Annotated in this window: 14 protein-coding genes; 8 read left to right on the top strand and 6 right to left on the bottom strand. The window is 72.3% G+C overall.

All coding sequences use genetic code 11. The features are described from left to right. Window positions 1-163 precede the first annotated feature (163 nt). From ACIOGZ_RS31975 to ACIOGZ_RS31990, 4 genes are all read right to left on the bottom strand, one after another. A complete protein-coding gene (locus tag ACIOGZ_RS31975; protein ID WP_363622785.1) occupies window positions 164-760 on the bottom strand; it encodes a hypothetical protein in 597 nt (198 codons plus the stop codon). A 53-nt stretch (window positions 761-813) separates the two neighbouring features. Next, window positions 814-1,446: a hypothetical protein gene (locus ACIOGZ_RS31980; RefSeq protein ID WP_363587143.1), complete on the bottom strand. Its 633-nt coding sequence runs from the start codon at window positions 1,444-1,446 to the stop codon at window positions 814-816. Between the two features lie 165 nt (window positions 1,447-1,611). Next, on the bottom strand, window positions 1,612-2,691 hold the full coding sequence (locus tag ACIOGZ_RS31985) for a helix-turn-helix transcriptional regulator (RefSeq protein WP_363587144.1): 1,080 nt from the start codon (window positions 2,689-2,691) through the stop codon (window positions 1,612-1,614). A gap of 140 nt (window positions 2,692-2,831) precedes the next feature. Beyond that, entirely contained in the window at window positions 2,832-4,157 is a 1,326-nt protein-coding gene (locus ACIOGZ_RS31990) for a radical SAM protein (RefSeq protein WP_363622791.1), read from the bottom strand. Window positions 4,158-4,425: 268 nt separating this feature from the next. On the opposite strand from ACIOGZ_RS31990, the gene ACIOGZ_RS31995 reads away from it, so the two are divergent. Both ACIOGZ_RS31995 and ACIOGZ_RS32000 read left to right on the top strand, forming a co-directional pair. After that, window positions 4,426-5,679 (top strand): family 2 encapsulin nanocompartment cargo protein terpene cyclase, encoded by a 1,254-nt coding sequence (locus ACIOGZ_RS31995; RefSeq protein WP_400988666.1) that lies wholly within the window; start codon window positions 4,426-4,428, stop codon window positions 5,677-5,679. 55 nt (window positions 5,680-5,734) lie between these two features. Continuing rightward, the gene (locus tag ACIOGZ_RS32000) at window positions 5,735-6,619 is read left to right on the top strand and encodes a geranyl diphosphate 2-C-methyltransferase (RefSeq protein WP_400988616.1); all 885 of its coding nucleotides are present in this window, start codon (window positions 5,735-5,737) and stop codon (window positions 6,617-6,619) included. An 87-nt stretch (window positions 6,620-6,706) separates the two neighbouring features. Here ACIOGZ_RS32000 and ACIOGZ_RS32005 read toward each other — a convergent pair whose 3' ends face one another. Then, complete coding sequence (locus tag ACIOGZ_RS32005; RefSeq protein WP_363632503.1) at window positions 6,707-7,360, bottom strand: dihydrofolate reductase family protein; 654 nt, start codon at window positions 7,358-7,360, stop codon at window positions 6,707-6,709. Window positions 7,361-7,563: 203 nt separating this feature from the next. On the opposite strand from ACIOGZ_RS32005, the gene ACIOGZ_RS32010 reads away from it, so the two are divergent. The 5 genes from ACIOGZ_RS32010 (at window position 7,564) to ACIOGZ_RS32030 (ending at window position 12,131) form a co-directional block, all read left to right on the top strand. Beyond that, entirely contained in the window at window positions 7,564-8,643 is a 1,080-nt protein-coding gene (locus ACIOGZ_RS32010) for a phosphatidylinositol-specific phospholipase C domain-containing protein (protein WP_400845090.1), read from the top strand. A gap of 266 nt (window positions 8,644-8,909) precedes the next feature. Next, window positions 8,910-9,242: a ribonuclease domain-containing protein gene (locus ACIOGZ_RS32015; RefSeq protein WP_363587179.1), complete on the top strand. Its 333-nt coding sequence runs from the start codon at window positions 8,910-8,912 to the stop codon at window positions 9,240-9,242. An 84-nt stretch (window positions 9,243-9,326) separates the two neighbouring features. After that, the gene (locus ACIOGZ_RS32020) at window positions 9,327-9,773 is read left to right on the top strand and encodes a 5-carboxymethyl-2-hydroxymuconate Delta-isomerase (RefSeq protein ID WP_400808033.1); all 447 of its coding nucleotides are present in this window, start codon (window positions 9,327-9,329) and stop codon (window positions 9,771-9,773) included. 92 nt (window positions 9,774-9,865) lie between these two features. Next, window positions 9,866-11,224, top strand: a complete 1,359-nt coding sequence (locus ACIOGZ_RS32025; protein WP_363587150.1) for an MFS transporter — start codon at window positions 9,866-9,868, stop codon at window positions 11,222-11,224. Between the two features lie 58 nt (window positions 11,225-11,282). Further along, window positions 11,283-12,131, top strand: a complete 849-nt coding sequence (locus ACIOGZ_RS32030) for an SAM-dependent methyltransferase (protein WP_363587151.1) — start codon at window positions 11,283-11,285, stop codon at window positions 12,129-12,131. 13 nt (window positions 12,132-12,144) lie between these two features. On the opposite strand, the gene ACIOGZ_RS32035 is transcribed toward ACIOGZ_RS32030, so the two are convergent. Beyond that, complete coding sequence (locus ACIOGZ_RS32035; protein WP_400808029.1) at window positions 12,145-12,426, bottom strand: hypothetical protein; 282 nt, start codon at window positions 12,424-12,426, stop codon at window positions 12,145-12,147. A 391-nt stretch (window positions 12,427-12,817) separates the two neighbouring features. On the opposite strand from ACIOGZ_RS32035, the gene ACIOGZ_RS32040 reads away from it, so the two are divergent. Next, a complete protein-coding gene (locus ACIOGZ_RS32040; protein WP_363632496.1) occupies window positions 12,818-13,456 on the top strand; it encodes a DUF4360 domain-containing protein in 639 nt (212 codons plus the stop codon). Window positions 13,457-13,598 lie beyond the last annotated feature (142 nt).

The raw sequence follows: 13,598 nt of genomic DNA on the forward strand, positions 1-13,598 counted from the left end.
GCGGCACCCCCCGCCCCACCCCCGGTGGGGGGGCCCAGTCCTTCCCGCATCCCCCCCCCGGTATTTTGGGCCGCGGGCCCCGGGCGGGCGCCCCGGACCTGCCGGGCCCGGCCGGACAGCCCCGGCCGGGCACGGCAGGCATTCCTGGTGGTGCGCCGTACGGTCAGACGGCCTGCAGATAGAACAGGTCCGGTCGGCTGTCCTGGACGATCTGGTAGCCCAGGCCGTCGCTGTGGTTCTGGGCGGCGACCCATTTGCCGGAGTTCAGGTTCTGGAGGGCGAAGCGGTTGCCGCCCGGAACCTTCGCCATCCAGAACGCCTGGTTCTCGGGGACGATGTCGCCGCAGCCGACCGTGATGATCCAGTTGCCGTCGTCCTTTCCCCAGCGGTCGACGACCATGCACCAGCCGCGCCAGCTGTCGCGGAAGTACACCAGCTCGCGGCCGTCGGAGGCGTGCTTGCGGCAGACCTGCCACTTCTGGTTCGACTCGTCACCCCAGAAGTACTGGATGACCGAGCCGTGGTTCCCGGGGGAGAGCGCGACGGTCAGCGGCCGGTCGGCCCCGGCGGTGTTGATGCGGTAGAGGCCGGGGTCGCAGGGGTAGTCGCTCTCCGGGTCCGCAGCGAGTGCGGTGGCCGACGCGGGGGCGGCCAGGGCGGCGGGGGAGGCGGTGAACAGCAGGGCGCCGACGGCGGCCGCCGTGCCGAGGACGTTCAGCGGGCGGCGGGCGCGGTAGCGCGGACGGTGCGGGTGGGGCATCGTGGACTCGCTTTCGCAGCAGGTGGGTCGGGCCGTTTCCGTGATCCTGGGCATCAGCAGACGAGTCGCGCCCGGGCGGCCGCGCGCAGGGTGCCGGCCGGCTCCGGGTAGGCACAGGAGACGGTCCCCTGCTCCGGGACGTCGAAGGTGGTGAAGGTGCCGGGGCCGTTCGGGCTGGTGTTGATCCAGTAGCCCGTGTTCCCGCTGCGGGCGCAGATGTAGCGGACCCACTCGCCGGTGACCTTCCGGGTGCCGCGGTAGAGGCCGTAGTAGCCGGGGCTGTTGAAGTTCACGGTGTCGGTGACGGTGGTGGTGCGGGTGGTCGCCTTGGTGCTGGCCACGGAGAATCCGACCTTGACGCTCACCTTGGCGAAGATCGCCTTGAATTCGGCGCTCACCTCGGTGCTGGTGTTGATCGTGGTGCTCACCGAGTCGACCTCGCTGAGGGTCTTGGTGTAACTGCCGGTGGTGCCGGGGGTGATGGCGACCGCGAGGAAGTCGGTGACGGTCGGTTCGACCCGGGCCGAGGCGATGTCCTCCCACAGGTAGTCGCGGGCGGGGTCGCAGGTGGCGGTCGGCGGTGTGGTGTCGGCGTGTGCGGGCGCGGCGCCGAGGCCGAGTCCGGTCACCGCGACCAGTGCGGCGACTCCTGAGGTGAAGGCGGTGCGCCTGGTGCGCGAGCTCATGAGGGTGCTCCTCCGCTGGACGATGAAGGCACTGCGATGCACGTCACGTCATGTGCATGACGTGAATCCCCCGTGGGGAAATCTTCACGTTCGCGGCGGGGCCCCGGCCATCCCAGATTCCTGGGGGCGTGCGGCGGGCGCGCGCCAGGGGCGCGGGGCCACGGGTCAGCAGCGCCCCCCGCCGAGCATGATCCGCGCGATCAGTTCCTGTCGGCTGCCCACCCCGGTCTTGGTGAACACCGACTTCAGGTGGTCCTGCACCGTGTACGGCGTCATCGCGAGCAGCCGGGCCACGTCCCGGGTGTCGCTGCCGCGCACCAGCAGCAGCGCCACCTCCTGTTCGCGGGCGGTCAGCCCGTACGCGGCCAGGTAGAGCGGCATCACCTCGGCCGGCGAGGCGGGCGTGGCCACCACCGTCACCTCGTCCGCCGCCGCGTCGCCGCGCAGCGCCGATCCGTGCAGCAGGTACCAGCGATCGTCCCGGGAGCGGACCCGTACCGGCGTCTGCGGCGCGGCCAGCCCGTGCGCCGCCCGGCGGGCGTGCTCGGCGGCCATCGCCACGGAGGTCGGGATGCTGAGCGAGGTGGGGGTGGGGTCGGCCAGCCGGTCGAGCAGGTCCTCGGCCGGGCCGGACATCGCCCGCAGCCGGTTGCGCCGGTCGAGCAGCAGGACCGCAGGCCCCGCGTCCTCCTGGTCCGGTGCGCCGGCCGGAACGTGGCACGCCCGCAGCGCGTTGCCCAGGTGGCGGGCGGCGGCGCCGGCGAGCTCGCGCTGGCGCCCCAGGTAGGGGCCGCGGTCCGGGGCCCGCATGAACGCCGCGCACCCCCACATCCCGCCCGTCGCGTCGAACACCGCCCGCAGTTCGTCCCCGAACCCGGCCGGTGCTATCTGCTCCCGGAACCGCACGCTCTCCTGCGGGCGCCCCTTGGTCGCCCGGCTCAGCGTCTCCGCCTGCGCCCCGCTGTGCCGGATCTTCGGGAAGGTCGCCAGGTCGTCCTCCCAGACCTCCAGCCTGACGGCGTGCTCGTACGCCGTCAGGCTGAGGTCCTCGCTCTGCACCGAGTTCACCAGCCCGGTCGCCGGATCCGCGGTGTGCCAGCACACCGCGTCGAACTCCAGGACCGGGCGCAGCAGTTCGTCCGCCCGCCGGAACACGTCCGGCGCCGTCAACCCCTCCCCGGCGAGCTCCCGCATCCCCTCGATCGCCGACCGCGCCGCCACCCCACGAGCCCCACGTAATCCCATGGCGGGAAGCTAACACGCTGTTCGTACCCCCACCCACGCGCCGATCGGCGGGGTCCGCCTCCTCCTCGCGGTGGGCCGACGGCCCCCGGCGTCATCCTGACGTCCCGTCATGCCGACCGGGGGCGGCGTGCGTCGGGGGCTCAGCCGGGCAGCGAGTCCATGAAGGAGCTGACCGAGAAGACGGCCTTGCCGGGGCCGGCCGGGCCGTAGCCGGGCGGGGAGGAGAGGCCGAACTCCTCGAGGGTGGCGCGGTAGGCCCGGAGCAGGCGGATGTGGTACTCCAGCGGGGCGCCCTGGGGGTTGGCCTTGCCGAGCGGAGTGGTGGGTTCGGGGCACCAGGTGGTGAAGCGGGGCACCACGCCGTGGGACATGAAGAAGCGCAGGCCCTCCCGGGTGGAGGCGATGGCCTCGTCGACGGTGGTGAAGCCGAAGGGCTGCGCCATCTCGACCCCGGCGACGAAGTTGGGGATCACGTTCTCCGGGCCGAACACCTCGGTGGAGTCGAGGATGCGCCGGTGCCACTCGTCGCGGCCGACGTAGCGCTCCTTGCCGGGGCAGTACAGCTCGAACAGGCGCTTGTCCCAGACCTCGAAGTTGGGGTGGTAGATCCGCACGCCGTAGTCGTGGAAGCGCTGGACGTCCTCGCGCGGCAGGGCCTGGGCGACGACCTTGCCGATCCAGCGCCCGGGGAAGCGCTCCTCGATGGCCTTGGCGTACTGGCCGTAGAAGTCGGCCTCGTCCCGGCCGCCGACCTGCGAGGTGATGGCGCCGCCGGTGAGGGTGTACGCCTGGGAGGCGCGGGCGGTGTCGTGGCGGTCGATGAGCTCCAGTGCCTCCAGCACCTCCTCGACCGGCTTGACCCCGGTGTAGGGGCGGCCGGCGGCCTTGTGCTGGCGCCAGTTGTGGTTGATGTCGCAGTACTGGCACTCCTCCTTGGCGCCGAAGTACTGGCAGACCCGGAAGACCGTCAGGTAGATCAGGTAGCCCCACTGGATGGTCGGGGCGACCTCCATCACCGACTTCCCGTTGGCCAGGGTGTGTCGGTAGTAGTCGGGCATCGGAGGCAGGCCCACGTCGGCGATCCGCGCGCCGTCGAGGTACAGGCCGAGCGTGCCGTCCTCCCCGGCGCCGACCCGGTACGGCGAGTCCGGGTTGACCCGCACCGACACCACGGTGCGGCGCAGCCCGTACGGGCCGCCGGTGAGCACGACCTCCTCCGGCGGGCGGTTGAGCGCGGCCGCGCCGAGTTCGGGCAGGGTGCGGTGGTCGAAGGAGAAGATGAAGTACGACTTCGGCTTGACCTCGCCGCTCCCGTCGGCGCCGGTGCTGCCGCTGAGGGCGGACTCGTCGAAGGCCATGCCGCCGCGCAGCAGGTCCTCCTTGATCACGGCCTCCCGGGGCACGTCGGGGAAACGCTCCATGAGGTCCTCGACCAGTGCGGTGCGGCTGCGGCCCTGGGTCTCCATGTGCTGGTACGTCCTTCCTGGCCCCGTTCCGTCACGGGGTCGTGGCCATTCTTCTCCCCCTTACGCCGGCGGGCGCGGCGGACCGATGCATGAGGAGGTGGCGTTTCAAACGCCATACGGGCCCACGTTCACCTGATCGGGTGTAGAAGATCGTTCGGAGCGTTTCCGAACCGGTCCCCGCGCCTACGGTTGTGAACCGAGCGAGACGGGGGGCGCGTTCGAAGACCGCCCGCGCCGTCGGCCAGGTGACGAAGCGTCATGTCTCGCGATCCTTCATCAGAGTCAGAGGAGGCTCCATGCCCCTGTGCACCAGAGCGGGGACACCCTTCGAGCGCACTGCCGCCGCGGCGGTGGGGTCGTGAGCTCCTCGGCGATGGAGCGGATCCTGCGCGGGCCGAGCGGCCTGGGCACCGCGGGCCTGAACCTGGCGCAGAGTCCCCCCGCCCCGAGCGCGCCCGCACCCAACACCTCCGTGCCCGGCGTCCCCACGTCCGACAGCCCCTCGCCGGGCGGTTCCAAGCCGGGTGGTTCCAAGCCGCAGCCCGGCGACGCCATCCCGGGCCTCTACCACCACCCGGTGGCCGAGCCCGACCCGGTGCGGGTGGAGGAGCTGAGCCTCAGGATCAAGGCCTGGGCGCTGGACGAGGTCGAGCTGTACCCGCCGGACTGGGAGAAGCAGTTCGACGGCTTCTCGACCGGCCGCTACATGGTGGCCTGCCACCCGGACGCGCCCGGCGTCGACCACCTGATGCTCGCCGCCCGCCTGATGGTCGCCGAGAACGCGGTCGACGACTACTACTGCGAGGAGCACGGCGGCTCGCCGGTCGGCCTCGGCGGGCGCCTGCTGCTGGCGCACACCGCGCTCGACCCGCTGCACACCACCCCGGAGTACCACCCGGAGTGGGAGGCCTCGCTGCACGAGGACGCGCCCCGCCGGGCGTACCGCTCCGCGATGGAGTACTTCACCCGGGCCTCCACGCCCTCCCAGGCGGACCGGTTCCGGCACGACATGGCCCGGCTGCACCTCGGGTACCTCGCCGAGGCGTCGTGGGCCGAGACCGAGCACGTCCCGCAGGTGTGGGAGTACCTGGCGATGCGCCAGTTCAACAACTTCCGCCCCTGCCCGACGATCACGGACACCGTCGGCGGCTACGAGCTGCCGGCCGAACTGCACGCGCTACCCGCCATGCAGCGCGTGATCGCTCTGGCCGGCAACGCGACCACCATCGTCAACGACCTGTACTCGTACACCAAGGAGCTGTCCATCCCCGGACTGCACCTGAACCTGCCCGTGGTGATCGCCGAACGCGAGGACTGCTCGCACCGGGACGGCTACCTCAAGGCGGTCGAGGTCCACAACGACCTGATGCACGCCTTCGAGGCCGAGGCGGCCGCGCTGGCCGCGGCCTGCCCCGTCCCGACCCTCGTACGGTTCCTGCGCGGTGTGTCCGCGTGGGTCGACGGCAACCACTTCTGGCACCAGACCAACTCCTTCCGCTACACCCTGCCCGACTTCTGGTAACCACCGTTTCCGGCAGCCGTCCCCCTTCCGTTGATCACCCGCTAGGAGCTGACGCATGTCCCTGACCGACGACATCACCACCCCCGCCGACAACGCCGCCATCCCCGGGCCGGCGACCCCCTACCAGGGCGACATCGCACGTTACTGGGACCACGAGGCACGGCCGGTCAACCTTCGCCTCGGCGACGTGGACGGCCTCTACCACCACCACTACGGCATCGGCGACGTCGACCAGGCCGCCATCGGCGACCCGGCCGACAGCGAGCGCGAGAAGAAGGTGATCACCGAGCTGCACCGCCTGGAGTCCGCGCAGGCCGAGCTGCTCCTCGACCACCTGGGCGCGGTTCCGGCCGACGCCACCCTGGTGGACGCCGGCTGCGGCCGCGGCGGCTCGATGGTGATGGCCCACCAGCGCTTCGGCTGCCGGGTCCAGGGCGTCACGCTCTCCGCCAAGCAGGCCGAGTTCGGCAACAACCGGGCCCACGAGCTGGGCATCGGCGACTTCGTCCGCTCGCAGGTCTGCAACATGCTCGACATGCCGTTCGAGACCGGCCAGGTGGCGGGCTCGTGGAACAACGAGTCCAGCATGTACGTCGACCTGCACGACCTGTTCGCCGAGCACTCCCGGATCCTCGCCGTCGGCGGCCGGTACGTGACCGTCACCGGCTGCTGGAACCCCGCCTACGGGCAGCCGTCCAAGTGGGTCTCGCAGATCAACGCGCACTTCGAGTGCAACATCCACTCCCGCCGGGAGTACCTGCGGGCCATGGTTGACAACCGGCTGGTGCCGCAGGCCGTCATCGACCTGACCCCCGCCACCCTGCCCTACTGGGAGCTGCGCGCCACCTCCTTGCTGGTCACCGGCATCGAGGAGGCGTTCATCAACTCCTACAAGGACGGCTCCTTCCAGTACGTCCTGATCGCGGCCGACCGGGTCTGACCGGGTCCGACAGGTCCGACGGTCCGAGTGTGACGGTGGCCTCCCCGCGGGTGCGGGGAGGCCACCGTCTTTTCGGCTACCGGCCGGTCACCGCCGGGTGAAGGTGAGGTGGGTGACGCCGCTCGGGCTGGTCACCGCCTCGGTGCGGAAGCGCTGTTCCAGGCCTTCGAGCCCGTCCCAGAGCCGCTCGCCGCGGCCGAGGACGATCGGCACCACCACCACGTGCAGGTGGTCGATCAGGTCCGCCTCCAGGAAGGCCCGGACGGTGCTCGGGCCGCCGCCGATCCGGACGTCCTTCCCGTCGGCCGCCGCCTTGGCTTGGCGCAGTGCCTCCTCGGGCGTGGCGTCGAGGAAGTGGAAGGTCGTCCCGCCCGCCATCTCCAGCGTGGGGCGCGGGTGGTGGGTGAGGACGAAGACCGGGGTGTGGAACACCGGGTCCGGCCCCCACCAGCCCTTCCACTCGTGGTCCTGCCACGGGCCGCGCTGCGGGCCGAACTTGTTGCGCCCCATGATCTCCGCACCGATGCCGTCGCTCCAGGTGCGGGCCATCGCGTCGTCGACGCCGGTGTCGCCGCCGGTGTCGCCCTCCCGGCCGTGCATCCGCCGGAAGGTCCGGGTCTGGAAGAACCAGCCGTGCAGCCGGTCGCCGGCGTGGCCGAACGGCGAGTCGAGGCTCTGCCCCTCGCCCGTTCCGTAGCCGTCGAGCGAGATCGAGAAGTTGTGGACGCGGACCAGGGACACGGGAGTTCCTCCGGTGCTCGGTGCTCAGGCGCGGACCGGGCCGCGCCTGCTGGACGGCCCACGCTAACCCGGGCGGGAGCGGTACAGCCGTCACGCTATTGTCGTGTCTTCTTCACCCGGAGCTCGCCCTGGTGGGCGATGCTTCGTCCGACCGTCCGGGAGGGGCGGCCGGAGGCACATCCGCACTTGGGGGGACAGTACCTGTGACCGTACGCCGCACCGCCGCCGCCATCCTGGCGGCCGGCCTGCTCGCCGCCGCCGCGGCCCTGATTCCGACGACCGCCGACGCGGCGCAGGACGCGGCCGCGAGCGGCCCGGCGGACCTGCCGTTCGGCTCGGCCACCACCGTCGGCCTGCACAACACCTACGACCCGGCCGCCTACCCGTACCTCGCCCAGGGGCTCGACACCGGCACCGGGATGATCGAGCTGGACATCTGGACGGACATCGTCACCAAGGAGTGGAAGGTCAGCCACTCCAACCCGCTCGGCAACTCCAACAACTGCACCGCCGCCAGCACCCCGGCGCAGCTCTACAGCGGCGGCGCCAACAAGAACCTGGAGAACTGCCTCGACGACGTCCGGGTCTGGCTCGGCGCCCACCCGGGCGCCGGCCCGCTGGTGGTCAAGCTGGAGCTCAAGGCGGGCTTCTCGGCCAACCTCGGCATGGGGCCGACGGAACTGGACGCGCTGATCGCCGCCCACCTGGGCCCGGCCGTGCTGCGCCCGGCCGACCTGCTCGCCAAGCCGGGCGGCGGCTCGTACGCCAGTGTCGACGAGGCGGTGCGGGCCGGCAACTGGCCGAGCCGCGCGGCGCTGGCCGGAAAGGTCCTGCTGTACGCGATCCCGGGGACGGTCGAGGAGAGCAACCCCTTCGACACCCTGCACACCGACGTCGAGTACGGCCGCCACCTGCGCGACCTCGCCGCCGCCGGCCGGATCGGCGACGCCCAGCTGTTCCCCGCCGTGCACGGCGCCAAGACCGGCGACCCGCGCGCCGCGTACACGGGCGCGGACGCCGGGATCCGGCCCTGGTTCGTGGTCTTCGACGGCGACGCCGCCAGCTACCTCAACGGCGTCGACACCGCGTGGTACGACCGCTCGCACTACCTGCTGGTCATGACGGACGCGCACAACGTGGCGCCCGCCATCAGCGCCACCGACCCGACGCCGGACCAGGCCCGCGCCCGCACCGAGCAGCTGGCCCGGGCGCACGCCAGCATCGTCTCCAGCGACTGGCGCAAGCTGCCGGCCGTCCAGTCCCTGGCCCTGCCCCGGGGCTGACGCCGAGACGCCGGACGCGCCACCGGGGCGGTGAACGCCCCGGTGGCGCAGGCGTGTCCGGCCTCGGCTCGGCTCGGCTTCGCGCAGGGCGGGCCCGGAGCGGCTGCTGTCCATGCCAAGTCCGCTGTGGGTACGTCGAGTTGACCCGAGATGAAGAGTTGGATCAGGGCTTTCGGCGGGCCGGGGCGGTCGCCATGCTGGTTGTCATGACCCGAACTCTACGCGCGTGGAAGTCCCGCGCCGCCGCCGTCACCGCCGTTGCCCTGATGACCCTCGCGCCCGTCGCGGTCGCCACCGAGGCACACGCCGCGGTGAGCGGCTCGGTGTGCCTGTCCGCCCTGCCGTCGCAGGCGCGCACCACGCTCAACCTGATCGCCTCCGGCGGGCCGTTCCCGTACAGCCAGGACGGCGTGGTGTTCCAGAACAAGGAGCGCGTGCTGCCGAGCCAGTCCTCCGGCTACTACCACGAGTACACCGTGGTGACGCCCGGCTCGCCGACCCGCGGCACCCGCCGGATCGTCACCGGCCAGCGCACCCGCGAGGACTACTACACCGGCGACCACTACGTGACCTTCCGCCTGATCAACTTCGGCTGCTGACCCGCTGTTCACGTTCTCGGGCTCCCGGGTCACCGCCGCAACCGGGGGCCCGGGAGTGCCGCGCCACCGCCGCGCCGCACCCCGGTGAGCGCCCTGCCCGAGGGCCGCGCGGCCGCGCGCGGTAGCGTCGCCGAACTGTCCGAGGAGCCCTGCGCGGGCTCCGTCTCCTGGGAGGTTTCCGTGCCGCAGATCCTGGTCGACCACTCCGCCGGCCTCGACCTCGACCAGGCGGGCTTCGCCGAGGAGGTCCACCGGCTGATCGCCGAGGTGATCGACACCACCGTGGCGGACTGCAAGACGCTGTTCCGCCCGGCCGGGCGCCATGTGGTCGGCGACGGGAGGGGCGGGCGCGCGGTGGTGCTGGTGGAGGTCAAGATCCTGGCCGGCCGCAGCACCGCGCAGCGTGCCGAGCTGACGGCCCGGGTGCTCGCCGCGCTGGAGGCCCGCCTCGACGTGCCCGCCGCGATCGGCGTGGAGGTCACCGAACTGGACCGCGAGACCTACCGCTTCGTCCGCCACCCCGGCCGGTAACACCACCCCGGCCGGTAGCGCCGGGCCGCCGGGGGCGGCGGACCTCGCCGCGTCCGATACCGCGCCACCTCGATCGGTGCCATGCTGAGGCCATGACAGATCGGACCGGAACCACCCCGCCGCGCGAGGAGCCGCAAGCCGGCCGGCGGCGACGGGAGTTGGCCGCCGCCACGGTGGGCTCGGTGGTCGAGTCCTTCGACTGGAACATCTACGCCGTCCTCGCCCCGTACTTCGCGGCGGACCTCTTCGGGCACGGCAAGGGCGGGGTCAGTGGCCTGCTCGGGGCGTACGCGACCTTCGCGGTCGGGTTCGTCGCCCGGCCGGTCGGCTCGTACCTGATCGGGCGGCTCAGCGACACCCGGGGGCGGCGCTTCGCCCTGACCCTCGGCATGTCCGTGATCGCCGCCGCCAGCCTCGGCATCGCCGTGCTGCCGGACCAGCGGACGATCGGCGCCTGGGCGGCGGTCCTGGCCGTCGCCGCGCGGGTGGTGCAGGGGCTGGCCTTCGGCGGGGAGGCGCCCAGCGTCGCCGCGTACGTGACCGAGACGGCCCCGCCCCGGCACCGCTTCGCGTTCAGCTCGGTCTCCTACGGCGGGATCATCGTCGGCTCGCTGCTCTCCTACGGGGTGCTCGCGCTGCTGCTGCACACCCTCGGCAAGTCCGGTGTGACCGATGGCGGTTGGCGCTGGGCCTTCGTGGTCGCGGCGCTGCTCGGGCTGGCCGCCGTCTGGGTGCGCCGGGCGGCCCCGGAGAGCGCGGAGTTCCGCCGAGCCCGGGCGGAGTCGACGGGCGCCCGCCCGCCGTTCCTGCGGGTGCTGCGCGAGCACCGCTGGGCCGTGCTCACCGTCTTCCTCAACACCCTGGGCGGGACGGTCGGTTACTACTTCGCCCTGGTCTACCTGCCGCAGTACGCCGCCGCCTACGGGGTGGTCGACCGGGAGGAGGCGACCTCCTTCATGACCGTGGTGCTCGCGGTGGTGCTGGCCACCATGCTGCTCAGCGGCGCCGCCGCCGACCGCTTCGGCCTGCTGCCGGTGGCTCGGGCCGGGTTCGCGCTGCCGGTGCTGCTGGTCCCGGTGCTGCTGATCGGGCTGCGGCAGGGCTGGCTGCCGTTCCAGGTCGTCGCCGTGCTGCTGGGGATGCTGGTGGCGACGGTGCTCGGGACGCTCAACGTCTTTACCGGCCTGCTGTTCCCGACGGAGGTCCGCGCCCTCGGCCTGGGCGTGGTCAACGCGGCCACCATCGCCGTGTTCGGCGGCTCCTTCCCGCTGCTCGCCGAGTGGCTGCACGACCACCACCGCCTCGGCCTGATCCCCGGCTACGTCACCCTCTGCACGCTGGGCCCGGCGCTCGGCCTCGTCACCGCCCTGCGGGTGCCGTCCTTCGCCGCCGCCGTGGGGGCTCCGGCCATCAAGGCGCGCGGCGGTCGGGTGCCGTCCCGAAGTGGCTGACGTTCGATCATGTCCTGTGGTTGAGTGGGACGGGAACGAACGTGCGGAAGGGCAAGACATGGAGAACAGCGGTCCGGACGGCTGGCTGACCGGGGTCCGGTTCGAGGAGGCGCCGCAGGTGGACCTGCGCACCGACCGCGCGCACCCGGCCCGGGTCTACGACTACCTGCTCGGCGGCAAGACCAACTTCCCGGTGGACCGCGAGGTCGGCGACCGCATCCTCGGGGAGTGGCCCGGCTCGCGCACCGCCACCGTCGCGGCCCGCGCGGTGATGCACCGGATGGTCCGTCGGCTGGTCGAGGTGCACGGCGTCCGCCAGTTCCTGGACGTCGGCACCGGCATCCCCACCACGCCCAACCTGCACGAGGTTGTCCAGGCCGTCGACCCGTCCTGCCGGGTGGTGTACGTCGACAACGACCCGATCGTGCTCGCCCACTCGCGCGCGCTGCTCACCAGCACCCCCGAGGGCCGCACCGCCTACGTCGAGGGCGACCTGCGCGAGCCGGGGAGGTTCCTGGCCGATCCCGCGGTGGCCGCCACCCTGGACCTCGACCGGCCGATCGCGCTGACGCTGATCAACATCGTGCACTTCCTCTCCGACGAGGCCGCGCACCCGCCGGTCCGCAAGCTGGTCGACGCCCTGCCCTCCGGCAGCTTCCTCGCGCTGACCGCCGGCACCGCCGACTCGATTCCCGACCTGGTCGCGATCGGCTCCCGCCGCTACTCGGAGGCCGGCATCGAGAACCACCTGCGCCCCCGCGCGGGCGTCGAGCGCTTCTTCACCGGGCTGGAACTGGACGACCCGGGCGTGGTGCTGATCAACCGCTGGCACCCGGAGCTGGGCGAGGGCCCGGTGCTCGGCGACCACGAGGTGGCGGCCTACGCGGGGCTGGGCCGCAGGCCGTAACGGTTTCTCCGCTCTACGGCGCCAGGGCGAGTTCCGCCGCGCCCGCGTCCCGGCTGAGCACCACCGAGCGGATGTGCTCCAGGGCGCGGGCGTAGTCGGCGCGGCCGGGGTCGCGGCGGACGGCCTCGCGCAGGTCGAGCACCCGGTAGGGCGGCCCGAGGTCGGTGATCTGCGGGACGAACTCGGCCCGGCCCACCGTCCAGCGCAGCCTCGGCCCGGCGGGCGGGGTGACGGTGAAGCGGGTGAGGGAGCTCCAGTTGCCGCGCGGGTCCTCGGCGCCGTCGTAGGTGACCATGTGCCCGGCGAGCTGGTCGCCGAGGCCGTAGACCGTCCAGGTGTCGCCGATCTTCTCGTAGGCCTGCGGGATGTGGGCGCGGGTGCCGAGGATCAGGTCGATGTCGGGCTGTCCGGGAGCCGGTTCGACGGCCGGCTCGCGGGCGAGGGTGAGCCGCTGCTCGTCGCCCGCAGGTCACCCGGGAGGCGCGTCACCCCCTGTACGCGGACACCCCGGGTGTGGTGACATAGCCATGTCAATTTCGGGGCCGCGCTCGAAGTGCCAAGGCGCTCGGAACGTCACCGCGCTCGAAGTGCCAAGGCGCTCGGAACGTCACCGCGCTCGGAACGTCACCGCGCTCGGAGCGCCAACGCGCCGGCCCCGGCTCCGTGGACGATCGAAGGGGAAGCCCATGCTGCTCCGTGTACTGGCCACGACCGGAATCGCCGCAACCCTGTTCGCCTCGCCGACCCTCGGTTCCGGCGTGCTCCCGACGCCGCCGGATCGGATCGTCATCGACGTCGCGACCGTCAACGGCTCCGGCTGCCCGGCGGGGACGGCCGCCGTGGCCGTCTCCCCGGACAACACCGCCTTCACCGTGACCTACAGCAGCTACCTCGCCCAGGTGGGGGTCGGCTCGAAGCCGACCGACTTCCGGAAGAACTGTCAGCTCAACCTGCGGGTGCACGTCCCCCAGGGCTTCACCTACGCGATCGCCTCCGCCGACTACCGCGGCTTCGCCCACCTGGAGAAGGGTGCGACCGGCACCCAGCAGGCCGGCTACTACTTCCAGGGCGACCCCGCGACCGTCCAGCTGAGCCACCACTTCAGCGGCCCCAAGGACGACAACTGGCAGGCGACCGACACCGTCGACGTCGCCGCCCTGGTCTTCGCCCCCTGCGGCGAGGAGCGCAACTTCAACATCAACACCGAACTGCGGGTCGGCGCCGGCAGCTCGGACCCGAACAGCACCACCAGCTTCATGACCATGGACTCGACGGACGGCAGCATCAACACCGTCTACCACCTCGCCTGGAAGCAGTGCCCCTGATCTCCGGCGCTTGACCCCCGGGCCCTGTGCCCGACTCCCTGTGCCCGACTCCCTGCGCCCGGCCCCGGCGGAGCCCCCGACCCCTGCCGGGGCCGACGCATGCCCTCCGTCGTACCGGTGGTGACCGTCCGTCATATCGATC

Origin of the sequence: Kitasatospora sp. NPDC088160, from assembly GCF_044741445.1 — a bacterium.
In the GTDB taxonomy this organism is placed as follows: domain Bacteria; phylum Actinomycetota; class Actinomycetes; order Streptomycetales; family Streptomycetaceae; genus Kitasatospora.

What these genes read in the sequence shown, in the direction of transcription:
- ACIOGZ_RS32000 (WP_400988616.1), top strand. Translation starts at nt 5,735, where the DNA reads ATGTCCCTGACCGACGACATCACCACCCCCGCCGACAACGCCGCCATC.
- ACIOGZ_RS32035 (WP_400808029.1), bottom strand. Translation starts at nt 12,426, where the DNA reads ATGGTCACCTACGACGGCGCCGAGGACCCGCGCGGCAACTGGAGCTCC.
- ACIOGZ_RS32025 (WP_363587150.1), top strand. Translation starts at nt 9,866, where the DNA reads ATGACAGATCGGACCGGAACCACCCCGCCGCGCGAGGAGCCGCAAGCC.
- ACIOGZ_RS32015 (WP_363587179.1), top strand. Translation starts at nt 8,910, where the DNA reads ATGACCCTCGCGCCCGTCGCGGTCGCCACCGAGGCACACGCCGCGGTG.
- ACIOGZ_RS32030 (WP_363587151.1), top strand. Translation starts at nt 11,283, where the DNA reads ATGGAGAACAGCGGTCCGGACGGCTGGCTGACCGGGGTCCGGTTCGAG.
- ACIOGZ_RS31985 (WP_363587144.1), bottom strand. Translation starts at nt 2,691, where the DNA reads ATGGGATTACGTGGGGCTCGTGGGGTGGCGGCGCGGTCGGCGATCGAG.
- ACIOGZ_RS31990 (WP_363622791.1), bottom strand. Translation starts at nt 4,157, where the DNA reads ATGGAGACCCAGGGCCGCAGCCGCACCGCACTGGTCGAGGACCTCATG.
- ACIOGZ_RS32040 (WP_363632496.1), top strand. Translation starts at nt 12,818, where the DNA reads ATGCTGCTCCGTGTACTGGCCACGACCGGAATCGCCGCAACCCTGTTC.
- ACIOGZ_RS31980 (WP_363587143.1), bottom strand. Translation starts at nt 1,446, where the DNA reads ATGAGCTCGCGCACCAGGCGCACCGCCTTCACCTCAGGAGTCGCCGCA.
- ACIOGZ_RS31975 (WP_363622785.1), bottom strand. Translation starts at nt 760, where the DNA reads ATGCCCCACCCGCACCGTCCGCGCTACCGCGCCCGCCGCCCGCTGAAC.